10 protein-coding genes and 1 rRNA gene are annotated in these 19,169 nt (G+C 41.5%); 2 read left to right on the plus strand and 9 right to left on the minus strand.

Annotation, left to right across the window (positions count from 1 at the left end):
* Window positions 1–5 precede the first annotated feature (5 nt).
* Window positions 6–3,251, minus strand: coding sequence for a DUF1553 domain-containing protein (locus D0S24_RS20355; protein ID WP_117021679.1), 3,246 nt, complete (start codon window positions 3,249–3,251; stop codon window positions 6–8).
* Window positions 3,252–3,537: 286 nt separating this feature from the next.
* On the opposite strand from D0S24_RS20355, the gene D0S24_RS20360 reads away from it, so the two are divergent.
* Entirely contained in the window at window positions 3,538–4,737 is a 1,200-nt protein-coding gene (locus tag D0S24_RS20360) for a hypothetical protein (protein WP_117021680.1), read from the plus strand.
* 140 nt (window positions 4,738–4,877) lie between these two features.
* On the opposite strand, the gene D0S24_RS20365 is transcribed toward D0S24_RS20360, so the two are convergent.
* The 6 genes from D0S24_RS20365 to D0S24_RS20390 form a co-directional block, all read right to left on the minus strand.
* Entirely contained in the window at window positions 4,878–6,356 is a 1,479-nt protein-coding gene (locus D0S24_RS20365; RefSeq protein ID WP_117021681.1) for a sulfatase-like hydrolase/transferase, read from the minus strand.
* 4 nt (window positions 6,357–6,360) lie between these two features.
* Window positions 6,361–7,896: a sulfatase-like hydrolase/transferase gene (locus tag D0S24_RS20370; RefSeq protein ID WP_117021682.1), complete on the minus strand. Its 1,536-nt coding sequence runs from the start codon at window positions 7,894–7,896 to the stop codon at window positions 6,361–6,363.
* 132 nt (window positions 7,897–8,028) lie between these two features.
* A complete protein-coding gene (locus tag D0S24_RS20375; RefSeq protein WP_117021683.1) occupies window positions 8,029–9,465 on the minus strand; it encodes a sulfatase in 1,437 nt (478 codons plus the stop codon).
* Window positions 9,466–9,612: 147 nt separating this feature from the next.
* Window positions 9,613–11,064, minus strand: coding sequence for a RagB/SusD family nutrient uptake outer membrane protein (locus D0S24_RS20380; protein ID WP_117021684.1), 1,452 nt, complete (start codon window positions 11,062–11,064; stop codon window positions 9,613–9,615).
* Window positions 11,065–11,082: 18 nt separating this feature from the next.
* On the minus strand, window positions 11,083–14,538 hold the full coding sequence (locus D0S24_RS20385; RefSeq protein WP_117021685.1) for a TonB-dependent receptor: 3,456 nt from the start codon (window positions 14,536–14,538) through the stop codon (window positions 11,083–11,085).
* A gap of 151 nt (window positions 14,539–14,689) precedes the next feature.
* Window positions 14,690–15,820: a FecR family protein gene (locus D0S24_RS20390; protein WP_117021686.1), complete on the minus strand. Its 1,131-nt coding sequence runs from the start codon at window positions 15,818–15,820 to the stop codon at window positions 14,690–14,692.
* A gap of 188 nt (window positions 15,821–16,008) precedes the next feature.
* On the opposite strand from D0S24_RS20390, the gene D0S24_RS20395 reads away from it, so the two are divergent.
* Complete coding sequence (locus D0S24_RS20395; protein ID WP_117021687.1) at window positions 16,009–16,563, plus strand: sigma-70 family RNA polymerase sigma factor; 555 nt, start codon at window positions 16,009–16,011, stop codon at window positions 16,561–16,563.
* A gap of 806 nt (window positions 16,564–17,369) precedes the next feature.
* Here the strand turns inward: D0S24_RS20395 and D0S24_RS20400 are convergent.
* A complete protein-coding gene (locus D0S24_RS20400) occupies window positions 17,370–18,029 on the minus strand; it encodes a DUF1080 domain-containing protein (RefSeq protein WP_117021688.1) in 660 nt (219 codons plus the stop codon).
* 777 nt (window positions 18,030–18,806) lie between these two features.
* Window positions 18,807–18,918, minus strand: a 5S ribosomal RNA gene (gene rrf, locus D0S24_RS20405).
* Between the last annotated feature and the right edge of the window lie 251 nt (window positions 18,919–19,169).

Raw genomic sequence — 19,169 nt, forward strand, 5'->3', positions numbered from 1 at the left:
AATATCTATCTAATCGTATAACCTTCATATGTATTCATCACCCCGTTTACTACCGTGGCCAATGCGGCCAACTTCACCGGGTCTATACCTGCCCCTACTTCAGAGCTTCCTATATTGGTATAGCCTATAGCATCTTCCTTGGCTTTGGAAAAACGCTCCAATTCCTCCTTATGGAATTTACTTAAAACCCCTAGTTCATTTTCATTGGGATTTCTGCCGGTACACATAACAAATGCTTTTTGCAATTGGGCATCTACATCCCCACTATAATTTTCAATTAAATTTTCTGCCACCACCCTAGAAGCTTCCAAATACTGGGGATCATTAAGAAGAACCAATGCCTGTAACGGGGTACTTGTCTGCCTCCGCTTTACAGTACAGACCCCTCTTTCGCCAACATCAAAAATCAACATGGATGGCGGACCCGATGTTCTTTTCCATATGGTATACAAGCTCCTTCTATATAGCCCCTCCCCTGGTTGCTGTAGATATTTATAGCGCCATGGTTTATTGCTTATTTCGTCCCAAAGTCCGTCCGGTTGATACGGATAAACACTTGGACCACCGATCTTGGGGGATAAAAGGCCACTAATGGCCAAGGCATTGTCCCGCACCATTTCAGCAGACATTCGAAAACTTGGCCCCCGTGCCAACAATGCATTTTCTTTATCCCTTTCCAATAGTTCGGGTGTTAATACCGAGCTTTGCTGATAGGTAGCGGACATTACAATTAATTTGTTCATAGCTTTTATATCCCATCCAGATTCAATGAATTTAACCGCCAACCAATCCAACAATTTTGGATGCGACGGCAAATTGCCCTGATTTCCAAAATCATCAGATGACGACACCAATCCCGTCCCAAAATGCATCTGCCACAATCTATTCACATAGACCCGGGCAGTTAGGGGATTATTTTCATCAAACAACCATTTAACAAGGCCCAGTCTATTCTTTGGCAGACTATCGCTAAAAGGAAGTACAACTTCGGGCACATCCGGGTACACCTCCGTCCCATGGGAATCGTAAACCCCTCTATCCAAAACATAAGTAGGGCGCGGTTCAGGCAAATCTCCCATGACCATAATTTCCGGAATAGTATCGATCACCTTATTTTTCTTCCTGTTTAGCTCGCGAATATTTTCCTTTACCTTCTCAAGTCCATTATTCTCCCTCAAGGAATAATGAGATTTTAAAAGGGACCAATTTCTGGTGCTGGAACTATTATTAATAATTTCTGATAGGGTATTGGAATCATAACCATAACTTACTTCCAATACAGAAAGTTCAGAATTATGAATTTTAAGCTCATCGATACCTCCATTTATAAAGGTCTTCATATGATTCCTGATTCCCATTCCGAAACCATTGAACCCATAGGTATGCAAATCCGGCTTAAACAATATGGACTTATAAAGATGGTCTATTTCTACCTCTACCGGTATTTCTTTGCCATTGAGATACATATGAAGTCCGTTTGCTTTCCCCAGTCCATCGTAGGTCACTGCAATATCTGTCCATTCCTTTACAGGAATTTCCTCTTTGGCCTTAATCTGGATGGCATTTGTTGGCCAAGAAAAAGCCATTATAAACTTTGGGCGGTTGTTTTCCAAGAACATAGAGTACCCTTTTAGCCCCAATCGCAAATCTTCACAATGGTAAAATAAGGCAGCGTCGTCGTATAGGGTATCCGGATACACACTCAAGGAAATAGAAAAGGGATCGGTCTGGTCAAACCATCCTACCTTCTCCGGCAAGCTAATAGATGTATAATCATTCAAGAATATACCATTGTTCCTGGAAGCTTTTTTAATATTTGGTTCATTGATAACCGCAGGACCAGAACCAAGTACCCTATTTGGACTGACATACTTTTTATTTCCTTTTTCCACAAAAGAATCAAAAGGATAATAGGCCGTAAGACTTTTGGAATAATTATTTTCAATGGACTTTCTTATTGCGGACGGATTCCCCGCCCACTTTTCGAACCCCTCAGGTTCCGTCATATTTGGCAACCTAAGTTTATTCTCCGCACTATTAATATCGCCATCAATATAAGCCAACACCTTATCCGCTTCCTTATCGGTTAAAAGAAGTGAAGGTCCGGGAACTTGACCTGGACCGTAAACAGCGGAACCAAATTCGTTGGTGCTATTAAAAAAAGCGGACATCTCATAGTAATTTTTCTGACTTATGGGGTCGTACTTATGATCATGACATCTTGCGCATTCCATACTAAGGCCCATAAAAGCCTTGCCCACACTGAGCACGCGATCCGCAACATATTCAACACGATACTCTTCAAAAATAATTCCAGCTTCAGAATTCCTTTTATGCAATCTATTAAATGCCGTTGCCAAAATGCTTTCCTTCGTCGGTTCCGGTATAAGATCTCCCGCCAATTGAAGACTAGAAAATTCTTTGTAGGACATATTTTCGTTAAAGGCCTTGATCACCCAATCTCGGTATGCACTAAAATCCCTATGCTTATCATCTAGATAGCCATCACTCTCCGCATAACGCGCCACGTCCATCCAATCGGCCGCCATTCGCTCTCCATAAGCAGGACTCTGCAATAGCCTATCCACCATATTTTCATAGGCATTTTCTGAGGTATCCTTTGCAAAACTTTCAATTTGCTCCAAGCTTGGAGGAAGCCCAATTAAATCAAAACTTAGTCTCCGAATTAAGGTTTCCTTTGATGCCCGTTCGGACGGATTCAGCTTTTCCTTTTTCAGCCTATCCAGGATAAAATAATCCAGTTCATTATTTACCCAGTTGGAACCCTTTATCAATGGCAATTCCGGCTTATTTGGCTTTATGAAAGACCAATGAGGCTTATATTCCGCTCCCTGCTCGATCCATTTGGCCAAAATGGCAATTTCTTTTGTTGTCAAGGACAAATTAGACTCCGGAGGGGGCATTTGTTCTGATGGATTATCAGAAAGTATACGTTTAATAAGATCACTGGATGCAGGTCTCCCAGGAACAATAGCCACGGTGTTGGATTCCCCATGGGCAGACAAAGCGCTTTCGGCAATATCCAACCTTAGATCAGATTTTTGGTTATCCGTATCCGGGCCATGGCATGCAAAACATTTATCCGAAAGTATAGGCTTCACATGATAGTTGAAATCAATAATATCGGGTGTCTGCGCAAGAGCCAATTCCACTTCCTCCGGAGCACTCCATCCACAGCCACTGAGAACCAATGCCAAATTGATTAATAAGTAAACAGTACAATGCTTCATGAAAATATTTGTTGGTTCCTGATCTTTTATTCACTTTAGGACAACAGCCATCATAAAATCTAAGTTTTTAAGAAACTAAGTGCCAAAATGCACTTACATGCCGGCACAAAAAAGTCTAAACTTTATAATTACCGATACACTTCAATAGTTGCGTCCAAAGCCAAATTCATCATTAAATTCTCGCTCAAAACAAATATATACAACCTTTTTAACCGTTAATGGGTTAATAAACTGTTTTATTAACTGTTAATAATTATTGATTATCTTTAAATATTGGCGATAATCAATGGAAAATAACAAAGCATATAACAAAATAATTGCAAAAATCATAAGCAGCAAATCGTTTGGGCAATCCAATACCTATGCCAACCTACTGCTCTTTTTGGTAGCCAGCACCCTGGAAGAAGACATTCCCAAGGAAACCACTATAGCTTCGGAAATTCTTGGAAAACCCAATTTTGACCCATCCCAGAGTACCTTGGTAAGGGTTTACATCTATAACCTCCGCAAAAAACTGTCCAAGTACTACTCCAAAGAAGGCAAAGAAGACAAGATAATTGTTCAAATCCCCAAAGGGAGCTACGAAGTCAGATTTGTAGAAAAAAAAATGGTGACACCAAAGAAATCCTATTCTTGGTCCAAGGGTACAACCTTAACCCTTTTATTACTTTTTACCATATCCCTGGCATATAATATTTTCCTGTATCCTAGGAAGCACAACATCAACCCTATCAACGAGAATGGTCTATGGAAGGATCTATTTATGGACCAAAAGCCATTAATGGTGTTACTGGGAGACCTTTTTATATACCAAGAGGATAATACCAAAACAGGTACTCAAAAAATTATTAGGGATCCTTTCATCAATTCTATGGAGGACTACGAAAAATTTACATTACAGCAATCCGAATCCAGTTTAACCTACGAGCCGTTGAGCTACAGCCTACTTATTTACAATAGCGCTTTGTGGATCAAAGATCTTAGTGAAATTTTTTCCCATAACCACAGTGATTTTACAATTCGAAATATGGTACGCTTTAATCCGAAAGAACTCCCGGACAACAATTTTATGGTAATTGGAATGATGAAAACTTTCGGCCTATTTAGGGATTATTTACACGGCCCAAAGCTTTTTTACAACACTCAAGGCCACAGTATTGTTTACCGTGGCGATCAAGTAGGAAGAGAAACAGTTTACCGCCCGTACGGCGACCCCAATGGACACCATACGGATTATGGTTTTATCACCAAAGTACCAGGTCCTAACAATAACAACATTTATTTATTTGGTGGAATATGGGATACGGCTGCTTCGCAGAGTTTAAAATATTTTACCTCACCAAAACTTCTTAAAGAGCTAGAATCCGCTATGATAGAAAAATTTGGAAGTCTTCCAAAATACTATCAGATCTTATTGGAAGTTAAGGGAGTGGACCGAATGGAACTAAGTTCTAAAATAATCATAATGGAAGAAATTGTACCCTAACAATTGTACATCTCTCAATATTCCACGATAAATATATTACTCAAAAACCTCGCAAGAGCAATTGGCCAAAGTATACAACTAATCAAATAACCCCAATACTTGGTAACATTCCATTTATAGGTACTGACAGATTGGGGGCATCACATTTTCCATTTACCGCTCTCGGCCGTAATTTCCACATCCCAATCCTGAGGTGGATTATTTTTGTATTTAGGATCACTATCCTCCTTTGGAAAAGAATTGACCACCTCCAAAAGATTGTTATAACTATTTTTACTTTCGACAGAATTAATACTGTCCATTATATTATGACGTTCAAAGGGGTCATTGATCAAATCAAAGAACCCTTCTGGTTTACCCTTGGAATCTATATATAATTTAAACTGTTGGTCCCGAAGTACCCTATCCCTGAATTTAAATTGATTTTCAACTCCATTTTCCGTAAGTCGGGCATTGTTTCCACCACCCATTCCCAATATCCATTTTCTTTCGGATGCTCCATCTCCCTGCAGCAAAACATTCTTAAAGGATTTTCCATCAATATCTTGTAATGCATTCGCAGGGGTCCATTTACTTTTTGTGGCTACTCCGGCAATATCCAGAAAGGTGGGCAGGATATCCGTGAAATCGATAAGTGCATTAGATTCTTGATCTGCTTTTATACGTCCGGGCCAACTTACAATAAATGGCTCACATATTCCAGTCTCCAAGGTTTTGGATTTACCCCCTTTTACTTGTTCCCCTTTGTAAGTACCGGTAATGGATTGTGCAGTACCGTTATCCGTAGTAAAGACAATCATAGTGTTTTCCAACAGACCATTTTGCTTAAGGGCATTAACCAGTTGCCCAACAATCTTATCGGTATAGCGGACCATAGCCTTGTGCTTGCCCAAATTATCATCTGCAGATTCGTCCGGGGTATTTACCAAGGGCGTATGGGTCAATACCATGGGATAATATACGAACATGGGACCTTCCTTGTTTTCTTGTAGAAAGTCGATTATAAAATCCCGAAAAATATCCGGACCAAAAGCGCCGGGATAAGTCTTGCTGCCCTCTTTGGTAAAAACATAGGGATCCCAGTATCTTTCAGAGCTCGCCTCGATGCCCGCTTCATAACCTGTCCACATACAATATTCATCAAATCCAACTTTCTCCAACGCATCCGGTTCTACCCGAAAATCATCAATCTGCCATTTACCGGCTATACAGGTTTTGTAACCAGCCCTTTTCATTTCATTTACCAGGGTAGGGTTCTCTGTTTCATCAAAATGGGCACCCCCACCCCAACGCGGCACATCCCAATGGTTGACCCAACCATGCCTAAACGGGTATTGACCAGTAAGCAATGTAACTCTTGTTGGAGTACACTGCGGCATGGAATATACGTTATTGAATTTGAGGCCAGACTTGGCCAATGCATCTATATTTGGGGTTTCTATATCTTCTGCCCCATAGTTGCTAATCCATTCCTTGCCCAGATCGTCGACCAAAATGAACAATATGTTAGGAGGTCCTTGATCCTCGGTAGATTTTGTTTTTACTGTTCCTCCACAACCAAATAAAAAAACAAGGGCGCCGGTACAAAGTATACGTGGTATCAACTTAAATGGTAACATCCTTTTATTCGAACATTTTTTTATAAAGATCGTTAAGATCCAACTTGTCCCCCATTGTTTTTTGAAGTTCCAATAGATCGGCAAAAAGGGTTCTGACCTTCTCCCTGTACTCCGGACTATCCGCCAGATCGTTCATCTCGTTGGGATCCTTTTCCATATCGAACAGGAGCAGCTTGTCTATTTTTGGATAGATAATGAGTTTGAAGCCATCCTTTCGGATCATCCGCTGTACATCTATATAGGCCCCGTAAACCCCGTTGTAATGGCTTTGCTGCCTTTCTCCTTTTATAATATCCATAAAGCTTTTGAACTCCACATAATCCGGTTTCTCAACACCTGCCAGATCCAAGGAAGTGGCCATGATATCCTGTAGGTACACATCCTGGTCCAAACGTTTTCCCTTGGGGATGCCAGGTCCAACCACCATCATGGGGATACGAACGCTATGGTCGAACATGCTCTGTTTTCCGATCAGGCCGTGGTGGCCTACGGAAAGGCCATGGTCCGCCCCGAAAAAGATATAGGTATTGTCCATTTTTCCCGAAGCCTCCAAAGAATCCAAAATAATCCCTATCTGCTCGTCCATATGGCTCAACAGGGCATAATATTCCCGGCGGTGTACCTTCACCGCATATTCGGTTCTTGGAAAAGGGGCCAGGGCCTCGTCCCTAAGACCGGGGGGATTGCCCATATCGTCCTTATACGGATATTCCGGCAAGAAATTTTCGGGAACCTTGATATTTTCCAGCGGATACATATCCAAAAACCGTTGGGGCGCCTGCCGCGGATCATGGGTTGCGTTAAAGGCCAGGTACATAAAAAAGGGATCATCTTTTTTTGTGGCCGAATCCAAAAAGGCAAGAGCATCGTCACGCACCACTTCGCTCCAATGTTTCCCTCCTTCCCAAAAACCGCCCTGAAGGGTATCCGTAGGCGACCATTCGGTGTCGTCCGGACCCGTTGGCCTGCCATAGCCCAATGGCATATAGTCGTTCCAGTCCTTCATGTTCCCTGATTCCTCTTTCCATTTTTTGATGGCGGCGCCCAATTCGTTCCCCCGATCTCCGGGCATTCCGGGACGAATGTGCCGTGCATCGTTAAAAACAGTGGCGGCCGGGGCCTTCACATGCCATTTTCCGGTCATATAGGTATCATAACCTTGCTTTTGCAGCAATCGGCTCCACGTCTGTTCCATTGCGGTGGAGTCTCCCTTGGCCCATAGGTCACTTTTTTTCTGTGCGTTCCAAATATAGGAGCCGGAAATGATCATGGCCCGTGATGCTACACAGATGGCGCCGTTCCAGCCCCCCATATTGTAGGCGTGGGTAAAGGAGGTTCCTCCATTTACCAAGCGGTCCAGGTTGGGGGTATGCACCCCTTCAAAACCAAGGGCAGCGATACTTTCAAAGGTCTGGTCATCCGCGAAGAGAAAAACAATATTGGGTTTGTCCGCAACCTCGGCGGACTTTTCAGAACCCGATGGTTTACAGGATCCGAGAAGAAAAATACTAAGTAAGGATATGCAATATAGTAATCTCATATAGGTTAATTTTAGTATGTAATTCAATCTCAATTATATATGATGGCACAGTCACCTATTGGCCAAAGTACCCCGTCAAGCCCAAACCCAAGAGCAATTTAAACGTTGACTAGACATTAATCGCTAAAATAATCAGTAATCACTGCCCGAAGCACTTTTTTCCTGAGAAACCTTCCATTGATTCCAGTAGGCTACCATTTCGTTTAACTTTTCGGGCTGCTCATTGGCCAGATCCCTATTTTCGCCTATATCATTCCGGATATTATAAAGGGCAAAATGTTGTCCGCCGTCATCACTATAAATCTTGTACCCATTATCTATCAGGGCGGCCTGTTCATTAAAATCAAAAGCCAAAGGTTCTTTCCTTCGCTTGATTTCCCCTTTTACAATGGGCAATATATCCACTCCGTCATAGGGCCTTTTATTTTTCGTAAGATCTACCCCCAGGATATTGGCGATCGTCGGAAAATAATCGGAGGTAAAGCAGGGGATGTCCACCTTTGTTCCCGGGTCGATTTTCCCTTCCCATTCCATGATGCCCGGCACCCGGATGCCTCCCTCGTGCAGGCTTCTTTTTCTACCTGTAAGTCCGTTGGTAACACCTTGGGTCCTACCCATTACCGATTTTCCCTCGGGACCATTATCACTGGTATAAAAGAGTACGGTATTTTTGGCAATGCCCAATTCCCGAAGTTTATCGCGTAAACGTCCTACTTGCCTGTCCAAAGCGGTTATCACTCCATAATAATGCTGCTGATCTTCGGAAAGGTCGGCATAGGGAGCTCTGTCTTCCTGCCCCGCCAAAACCGGCAAATGGGGCGTATGGAACCAAATTATACTTAAAAACGGGGTGTTGTTTTTTACGGCATTTTCTATAAATGGAATGGCCCTATCCATAATAACCCTGGAATCGTCCCCTTCCAAATTTTCTTTGGCCATTTCTCCCGGTCCGGTCCAGTAAGCGGTATTAAAGGGTTCCCCTTCCTTTAAATCCCCATTAACATCACCGGATGATCGGGGTGGAGTTACCATAGGATTCCATGTAGGTACTTTGGATTCCGTTACGAAACTCACATCAAAACCATGCTCCCATGGTGGTGCATAATCGCCATCGAACTTCTCCCGTCCTCCTCTATTGGCATCAACTATATCACGGGTCAGGGTACCCAAATGCCATTTACCAAAATGGCCCGTGGTATAGCCCAGATCCTTGACCATTTCCCCCAAGGTAATTTCCTCGGGTTTTATATGGCCACAATTGGCATGGCAAATTCCATAGCGCAGTGGGTGTCTTCCCGTCATTACGCTCCCTCTGGTCGGGGAACAGACCGCAGAGGCCGAATAAAACCGTTCAAAAACGGCCCCATTGGCGGCCATGGCGTCCAAATTGGGGGTTTTTAGGTGGGGATGGCCGTTATATGCCATATCCCCCCAGCCTTGGTCATCGGCCATGAGCAGGATGATGTTGGGGCTTTCCTTTTCGGGCGGAGCGGGTTTTTCCTTTTTTTGACCTTCTGAACAGCTTACTAAAAGGAGTGTGGCCAAAACCCAGATTTTAATTAATTTCATTTTACAACAGTTATCTTTAAATCAAGATATATAATAATACAGAATGAACTCTTATAAAATAAAGACCAAGATTGCAACCCCTCGTTTTAAGTTTGTCAGCACCTAGTCCCATTTTCATAATTAATGTACTCAACTACAACAGCCGTTCTACCAGTCCGGATTCTGGGTTAAACTAGGATTCAACCTAATTTGATTGTCCGGAATTGGGAAGAGCAACATATAATCCTCAACATGCTTCCCCTGTGCTCTCATAACCGTCAAGAACTGCCCCCTTCTTTTTAAATCCCATGCTCTTTGACCTTCAAATGCCAACTCAAACCTCCTTTCTTCCAAAACAGCAGATCTGAAATCATCTTGGGACAACCCTTCCAAATCGGGAAGGTCGGTCGCTATCCCATTCCGAGCCCTTTCCCGTACTTTGTTGATCCAAATATATTTTTGATTATCACTGGGATCAACTTCATTTAAAGCTTCGGCGGCAATTAAAAGAATATCCGCATACCTGATAACATTGAAATTAACCCCGGACTGCAGCTCGTTGGCCCGATCATCAAATTTGCTCACATAGTAAGGATAAACCCCTGGCCCATAGGCCTCCTCCATGGTTATTGTACCTGTAACCCCGTCTATATGTTCATAGCTATCGGATATAGTTACCGATCGACGATATGATATCGGGTTTTCAGCATTGAATTCCGCACTCGGTGCAATTGAGCCTCCCACTACCGTATTGGCCCAAAAAGAATTCCCATAAGGTCCAGGTAATGCCCTGGGGCCAAAAGATCCCGGAATTGAGTTATTTCTCTCACCACTTAGATATTGAATTTGATACACATGTTCCACGCCATTGTTGTACTCCGTTTTAAAAGCGTTTGCATAATCGGGAAAAAGATTATATTTTTCTGAATCGATTACTTTTTTTGCATGGGCATAAGCATTCGGATAATCACCTATATAAAGATAAATACGTGCCAGTAAAGCATCTGCTATATATGCATTAAACCTCCCGGCTTCACTGGTAGTTGGCAACTCTAGGGCAGCCTCGTTCAAATCCCTCAAAATTAACTCATAGACCTCATCAGCACTAGCTCTTGGTAAATTTACTTGATCAAAACCAACTGTAGGGGTTTCATATATGGGAACCCCGCCCATGGCACGTACCAAATGCCAATAGAATAAAGCTCGAAGCGCTTTTGCTTCAGAGACAATATCCGCTTTCTTATCCGCATCAAAATCTATTTCCGCTGTATAAAACGCTACCTCATTGGCCAAATTGATGCCATCGTATGCAGAACTCCAAAAGCCTTCGGTGGTACCATTATTATAAGTAAATTCATCCCATTCGAACAAATCAGATACATTAGGTGATACGGTTGCATTGTCTGCATTTACCTCTCCGTAATTAATAGCAGTATTGCCATATAAACTATATACAGAATTATATACCCCATACAGCCCGGCAATGGCATCGTCCTCCGAAGAATAAAAATTGGCAATACTTATATTTCCTGCTGGATTCTCTTCCAAATAACTTTCACAAGATGTCATGAATATTGCGACCGACATCAGTGAAGTAACCAGATATTTTAAATTTTTCATGTTGTTTTTCCCTTTTAATTAAAACCCTAATTTTACACCTAATCTAAAAGTCTTGGCCGACGGATATGCCCCATTATCAACACCGAAGCTAAGATTGTCGGTGGCGTACATATCAACTTCCGGATCAAAACCGGAATAATTGGTTATGGTGACCAGGTTGTCGGCAGCGATAAAGAGTTGTGCACTGCGGCACCAATCCAAACCAAGTTCATCTATTGGTAGGTTGTATGAAAGATTAATAGTTTTAACTCGTAGATATGAACCATCCTCTACATTTCTATCGCTAAAATTCTTCCACTCCCCTGCATTGGTAAGGGGCGCCTCAATGGTATTACTCGTTCCGGGCCCTGTCCATCTTTCATCAAATGCCTTTTGAAGCACATTGTGTTTTTGGGGTTGGGAGTATAGGCCTATAGTGTTCATATTGGCCAAATCGTTCCCTTGGCTTCCATTAATGAAAATGGAGAGATCAATATTTTTATATGAAAATGTATTGGTAAACCCATATATAAAATCTGGATTGGGATCGCCAACAACTTCCCTGTCGTCCAAATTGAGTTTGAATCCATCACCGTTCAGGTCCTTATATTTTGGCTGTCCTACCCTGTTAACGCCACCAACAGTATTGCCAGCCGCTATAATTTCTTCTTCAGATTCCCAGATACCCTCAAAACGATAGCCAAAAAACTGGCCCAATGGCTTACCAACTTGAGCAATGGAATACCCATAGGCTGTCTCCCCCCTCCCTATTCCAGTAATCAATTCTTCAGTACCTTCGGGAAGTTCCAAAAGTTTATTTCGGTTAAAGGAAATGTTGAAATTGGAACTCCAAGTCAGTTTTCCAAAATTATGGTTGTACCCAAGATCAAACTCAATTCCTTTGTTCTCCACTTTCCCAATATTTTGTACGCTTGTGGCATATCCAGACTGTGTAGGAATGGCTACACTTAACAAAAGGTCTTCCGTGGTTTTTACATAATATCCTGCTTCCAAATTCAGACTTCCATCAAGGAATCCCATTTCAAGACCCAGGTCCGTCTGTTTGGTACGTTCCCATTTTAAGTCAGGATTGTTGATTCTATTGGGAGCAAGTCCCACAACAGGAACACCTCCAATAATGGGCTGCGCGGTTGCTGCGTACAAGGCCAAGGAATTATAGGCACCAATGGATTCGTTACCGGTTAGACCATAACTCCCCCTTAGCTTTAATGCACTAAACACATTGAGGTCTTTGATAAAGTCTTCCTCTATCAATCGCCAAGCTAGCGCTCCAGAAGGAAAAACCCCCCATTTTTTACCGTTTCCGAATTTCGAAGATCCATCCCTACGAATTGAAGCTGTTGCGATATACTTTTCATTGAACACATAATTGATCCTTCCCAAGTAGGACAGCAAGGCTGTTTCCGTTGCCCCACTTTTTGAGGGGCGGGGATCGGAGCCAAGCTCTAAGTTATTAAACTCCACTAAATCCGTAAAAAAGTCGTCCGTTCGTGAAAACACGCTTTCCAGCTTATTATTTTGAAAAGTATATCCAATAACGGCATCCAACCGATGCATATCCCCAAAGCTCTTGTTGTAATTAAAGGTATATTCCGCTAACAAATTCGTTCTCTGAACATTACCTATAGAAGCTATACCATTATTGGGCAATGCCTGGGTTTCCGCCGTGGTGGGAGTATAGGCATTCCTTTTGGAATTAATTAGATCGGCACCAAAATTGGCTTTAAAAGAAAAACCATTGAAAAACTCATATTGCAAAAAAGCATTGCTAAGTATACGTGTATTATATGTAATGTCCGTTCGGGTTTTGGCAATGGAAACCGGGTTCTCCAGTACCTTTACTGTTTCATCATGATTATGAACATAATTCCCCTCACTATCTGTTACTGGAATTACCGGTGTAGTGGCTAGGGCATTCCAGAGCGGTGTATCATTTTGGTACCCGCCACCGTCCGAATCCACCGCATCGTTAATGGTTCTGGTAACATTGGTATTCATGCCGAATTTTAATCTTTCACCTAAATTTTGATCGAGATTAAATTTTAAGCCTGCCCTTTTAAAATTGGATTCGATGATTATACCATCTTGATCCATATAATTTCCTGAAACCAGATATCGAGTGCCTTCCCGACCACCGGATACAGTAAGATTATAGTTATTGGTAATTGCAGTTCTAAATATCTGATCTTGCCAATCAGTACCTTCCCCAAGTTCCTCAGGTAATGGTTTGTTTATACCATCGTAAATAAGTGGCTGATTATTGTTGACGGCCCATTCATTGGTTAAAATGGCCAATTCCTCTGCGTTCGCCAAATCCAATTTTTTTCTTACCGTACTTAGACCGGTAGAATATTCGAAATCAATTTTAGCTTTGCCAATACTTCCTCTTTTGGTTGTTACTATTACCACACCATTTGCCCCTCTTGCCCCATATATGGCGGTAGCCGAAGCATCTTTCAATACTTCGATCGAGGCAATTTCACTTGTGCTGATACTTGTCAACGGATCACTGGGAGAGGCTCTATTACCACCCGCTTCCGGAGTAGTGTTTCCATTATCTATTGGAAAGCCGTCTACAACATAAAGCGGCTGACTAGAGGCATTGATAGAGTTAGTACCCCTTACCCTAATTCGGATCCCTCCTCCAGGAGCATTTGAAGCTGCCCTGATATCTACCCCTGAGGCCTTACCTTGTAAAGCCTGTACGAAGGTATTGGAGGGTGTTTTCTCTAGATCCACGCCCTTTACTGAAGAAACCGAACCTGTTAGATCTTTCTTCCTAACCGTTCCATAACCAACAACCACAACCTCGTCCAATCCTGCCGCATCCTCCTCCAGGCTAACAGAAAGATTTGTTTGTCCGTTGATAGGAATCTCCTTGGTTGCATATCCAATGTACGAAACAACAAGGGTCACATTTTCATTGGACACTTCAATAGAAAAATTGCCATCAAAATCGGCCGTAACACCATTGGAAGTACCTTTTTCCACGATATTGGCCCCAGGTAAGGGAGCACCATCAGCGTCTGTGATTACTCCTGACACTTGAAACTGTACCGGGCCCACTTCCCTTGTAGGCTCAGCATCCTCTACCTTTGGCAGTATTATGGTATTTGTTTTTTTGGTGAGTATTATCTGCCTATCCACAGTTTTATAACTGGTATTGGTGTTGGCAAAAAGCAAATCCAACACCTCCGAAATTTTTCTTTTTTTAAGGTTCAAGCTTACTCTTCGATCAAGATCTATCTGTGCACTCTCATATAAAAACCGAAACTCCGAAATTGCTTCAATTTCACTAAAAACCCGTTCCACTGGAACATTATCGAATTCTAAGGTTAATTTGGTGCCCTGGGCATAGGAATTGGCCTGAATCTCAAACAACGAAACTATAAGTAAAAAGGTAGTCAGTTTCATCTTCAAGTCGAATTTTGGGAAAAGCCTATAAAGCAAGGTCCCCATAAATTTATTTTTCATAATTTTGGTTAGATTAAATGATTTTGAAAAGGTCGTTTAATAATTAGTTCTTAAATCGGGAAATGGTCTCAAGCATTTTCCGATTTTTTTTGAACTTTCTGTTCTTCATTCAAAAAGTCATGGCATACTCATTGGGTTTAAATGGTTCATATTAGTCTATTGTTATTCTATTGCCTTTAATGGTATATTTAAAGGTATATACCTCCCCTATAGATTTCATTACGTCCTCTATACTCTCTATATCGACATTAAACCGAGCGTTCAAAATTTTCGCGCCTAGAAGGGCATTGTTGTTTTCAATAATCACATTATATCGGCGTTCCAGTTTTTTTGACATATCCTTAAAACTGACATTCCTAAAAACCAGTTCCCCACTGATCCATCCCGTATAGAGACTTGTATCTACCTTCTCTTCATGCGTCTTGTGGGATATTCTGTTCCAAGCGCCCTTTGTTCCCGGAACCAGCACCAAATTATCTTCCGGTCTTAAAGAATTTATCATACTAACGGATCCCTCGACCAATACGGTCTTGATTTCATCATCCTCCCCGTAGGAGGAAAAATTAAACGCTGTCCCCAACACTTCTACGGCTACTTCATCGGAATGTACAACAAAGGGATTTTCCTTGTCCTTGGATACCCTAAAATAGGCTTCCCCCTTTATGAATATCTCCCTTTTCCCGGTTTTTGGAAACCTTACCGGATATTTTATTTGTGTTCCGGAATTCAGATGCACCAAAGTGCCATCGGAAAGCTCTAATTCAAATATTTTCCCAAACGGGATCTCCAATTCATTATACACTAGTTCCCCAATTTCAGAATCAACCTTATAACTTATCCTATTGCCCTTTTGTACCCCTAACACTTCCCCAGAAGTAGAAACTATCTGTTGATTGCTCCCCTCCTGGATCACCTTCACATTATCGTTACCCATTTTGAGCTTTATGGACGTTTCTGAAATGGGATTTTGTTTGGGTATATTATTTTGTCTAAAAAATACATACCCCACTGCTAAAATTCCAGCAAAAATTGCCGCATACCTTAATAATGGTCGCAAAAGAGGGAACTTTTGTTTTTTGGAAGCCTGAACCTTTTCCATAAATTCCTGCCATTCCAATTCAGTATCCATCCTTTCCAGGAACACCAATGCTTCCGATACCAAATTTTCTTGAAAAAGTGCATGCACTATCTCCCTCTCATCTTGGGTAAGATCTTGAAGTACCCCAACCTCCAATTGCCCTGATTGTTCAATTCGTACCAAAACAGATTTCAACTTTTGCATAAGGCTTATTTATGGTTCTTTTACAATAAGTTGTCCTTTTACGTTTTTAGGGTGACAATAAATTATAATTATTTTAGAATTTGATAAATATTTATGTCAAATGAAATTAAATTAGTATAATTGAATGCGATATTTAACCAATAGCGCAATTATCCAAGCGTTATTTAGTAGGTAAGCCATAAAAAACCATGACCAAGAACAGTAAAAATAGCACCCAGAATATGGAGGAAATCTTTAAGGAACATTTCCCCATGTTGTGCTTGATTGCCTTCGGAATTGTAAAGGATAGGGATGCTGCCAAGGATATTGTTCAAGATTTTTTTATCTCTTACTGGCACCGAAGATCATCTGTTGCCATTACCACATCTTTTAAATCCTATGCTATTGGGGCAGTAAAGAATTTGAGTTTGCTTTCACTGGAAAAAGATAAAAAAGAAAAATCGCTACTTGAAAAATTAAACGCTCCAACATACGAAGACCCAGAAGTTTTGGAACCCTCCGGCCCCAACGGAAAAATTGAAGCATTGCTGGGTCAGCTTCCGGAAAGCAGAAGAAGGATATTTATTTCTGCCATTATCAACGGACAAAGTTATGCAGAAATAGCTGAGGCTCAAGGCATCTCTATCAATACCGTTAAGACCCAAATGAAGAGGGCCTATGCCTTTCTCAGGTCAAAGGCCTCAGATAATTTAATACACCTATTTATAGCTACCTTGCTTATCAGCCTATCCCTTGCCCAATAGCATTGGCACGACACTTGTTCCGTACCACGATCACAGTTTTACCAAAATAACAGTCAATCTACCATTACCTTGCCAGCCTTTAAAGGGATCAGTATCAAAAGTTGTGTGTGAATAGATAAAAGATAGAATTTTATATCCCAAATTCGTGTTCTGTTCATTTTTTGCATCGCCCAAAAAACGAACCAAAAAACGCTAGGCTGATTTTAAATTTCTTTAAATCTAAGCACTTTCCACGGCCGCACCGTCCAGACCGCTTTCACTTGGGTGAAATGCTCTTTGGACGGCTTCCATAGCCCAATGTGGAAACCACTTGATTTAAGACGAAATTGAAAATAGGCCGTTCCTTGGTTCCGTCAACCTTTGGCCGTTATTATATTCCTTTTGAAAATTGCCTGCATGGCCCGATGTTGGGTTCTTCTTCTTCCGTAGTGGAGATGTCATGGCCGTAAAGAATTATTGAAGCCTTGGAAATAATTTAGGCCATGGCATCGGTCCTTAAAATCCAAGGATTTTAGGGACCACCTAGTGAAGAAGGGTCTTTTCTTTTGTTTCGTTTTCTTTGGACAAGCAAAGAAAATGAAAGAATAATATCACCATTATTTTTACTATATAATTTCCAATAATTTAAACGAACAATCAAAGAGAACGTCTGTCCAAATTATCCCAATTATTGCATAAACACAACAATTAGTCATGATCCCTTTAAAGGAAGATTATTAGGTGGAAAAGAAATCCCCATTAAAAAAATAGCGAATAATTTTGTTTAAGGTTTTTGGCAAGCGGTTGGCATTCAAAGCTTACCCTAATTAAGGCAAAGGTTTCACCATAATATCCTTGTAATAAACAATACTTTTCGGGTCATGGCCTTGCAGTGCAAAGGTACCTCCCTTTAGTACCCTATGCTGACGATCCCCAGCATCACGTTTAGGATTTTCAGGTTCGGTATAATCCACTACCACAATATCATTTATCTTAATAATTATTCTCTTGCCCTCCACCTTAATATACTCTGTATACCATTCATCGTCACCAACATAGGTTTCAATAACATTCACTATATCATAAAGGCTACCGGTACGCTTCCAATCCCCTTGGGAATTATTAACCTGCACCTCGTAACCATATACTGGCCAACTCGCCTCTTGGTAGCGCGTATGGATATAAATACCGGAATTGGATCCTGGTTTGGTCATCACGGATGCCTTAAATTCAAAATTATTAAAATCATGGTTTTCAACATCACCAACATAAAATAAATGCGCCTTTGGCCCTTCTACTTTAATAGCCCCGTCCTCAATGGAAAAGGTTTGGGCATTCTCCCCCACTTTCCATCCATCCAAATTTTTACCATTGAAAAGGGAAATCCAACCCTCTTTCATTTGGTCGCCCCCGGACTGACCTTTAATTGTATTTAAAATTCCTAGGCAGAATACTAGGCTCATTAGATATGCAAAACTATTTTTCATTGTATTGATTATTTTAAAGGAGACAAGATATTAAAAAATGGGTTACTCAAAAGATATTGTTGAAACTATTTTTGGAAGGTGTTGGATATTCCAATGTAGCGATAATTTAATATACCAATGTATCAATTTGGTAATGAGGTGATCTGACGATTTGAGGATGGATCAACGTAGCAATTGTTCAATGGATCAATGTACCAATTCGGTAATATGGCAATGTGATGATCTGATGGTTTGACGATATGAAAATGGGCCGATTTGGAAATGTACCAATGATTCCAAGTTATAATGGAACAATGTAGGATCTAGAAAATGGACGGCGTTTTTATTTCAAAGTTCAAGGCCAGTCCAATCTAGTATCCAACATCTAATATCTAGGCCATCACGTAATACGGTAGGTAGAAGCAATTTGGCAGTTTGAAGGTTTGAGGAAAGGTGGATCTGGAAATGTAGTAATTGTCCAATGTAACAATTAGTCAATTTGATGACGGGCCGATTTGGAAATGTACCAATGAACCAATTTACCAATGAATCAATGTACCAATTGAACAATGGATCGATGAAACAATTAGGCAATTTGATGATTTGAAGATGGGCCGGTTTGAAAAAGAACCAATGGATTCAATGTAACAATGGTTCAATGTAAAAAGTTCGGGCAAAAAAAATCACCGCTTTGCAAAGTCTCCCGACTTTGAGCTCTCCATCGCCCCATACGCCTGCCCTATTTGGATCCGGTGCAAAAAAAAAGCACCTGCCATATACATGGCAGGTGCTTTCAAAAAAAGGCGGCGGCCTACTCTCCCACTTGGTGTAGCAGTACCATCGGCGCAGACGGGCTTAACTTCCCTGTTCGGAATGGTAAGGGGTGGGCCCCGTCGCCATGGCCACCTAAAAACTTATATACTTTAATGTCCGCTACCCTGCAGCAAATGCTGGCGTGGCCGGAACATGACATAATAATGGGACAGGGCGGCCGTATCGGTCGCACTTGGATAAGGTAGACTACAAGGAAACGATGTACTTGGAAAAAAAGGTTCGTCGCCTCCCGCGGTCTCCCGCGGGACGGCGTTTGCGCAAGCCAACGGGCAATTAGTACCACTCGGCTACGGACGTTGCCGCCCTTCCACCTATGGCCTATCGACG

Origin of the sequence: Arenibacter sp. P308M17, from assembly GCF_003426735.1 — a bacterium.
Lineage (GTDB): Bacteria > Bacteroidota > Bacteroidia > Flavobacteriales > Flavobacteriaceae > Arenibacter.

Coding starts and splice junctions, on each gene's coding strand:
- D0S24_RS20355 (WP_117021679.1), bottom strand. CDS start 3,251: ATGAAGCATTGTACTGTTTACTTATTAATCAATTTGGCATTGGTTCTC.
- D0S24_RS20360 (WP_117021680.1), top strand. CDS start 3,538: ATGGAAAATAACAAAGCATATAACAAAATAATTGCAAAAATCATAAGC.
- D0S24_RS20365 (WP_117021681.1), bottom strand. CDS start 6,356: ATGTTACCATTTAAGTTGATACCACGTATACTTTGTACCGGCGCCCTT.
- D0S24_RS20370 (WP_117021682.1), bottom strand. CDS start 7,896: ATGAGATTACTATATTGCATATCCTTACTTAGTATTTTTCTTCTCGGA.
- D0S24_RS20375 (WP_117021683.1), bottom strand. CDS start 9,465: ATGAAATTAATTAAAATCTGGGTTTTGGCCACACTCCTTTTAGTAAGC.
- D0S24_RS20380 (WP_117021684.1), bottom strand. CDS start 11,064: ATGAAAAATTTAAAATATCTGGTTACTTCACTGATGTCGGTCGCAATA.
- D0S24_RS20385 (WP_117021685.1), bottom strand. CDS start 14,538: ATGAAAAATAAATTTATGGGGACCTTGCTTTATAGGCTTTTCCCAAAA.
- D0S24_RS20390 (WP_117021686.1), bottom strand. CDS start 15,820: ATGCAAAAGTTGAAATCTGTTTTGGTACGAATTGAACAATCAGGGCAA.
- D0S24_RS20395 (WP_117021687.1), top strand. CDS start 16,009: ATGACCAAGAACAGTAAAAATAGCACCCAGAATATGGAGGAAATCTTT.
- D0S24_RS20400 (WP_117021688.1), bottom strand. CDS start 18,029: ATGAAAAATAGTTTTGCATATCTAATGAGCCTAGTATTCTGCCTAGGA.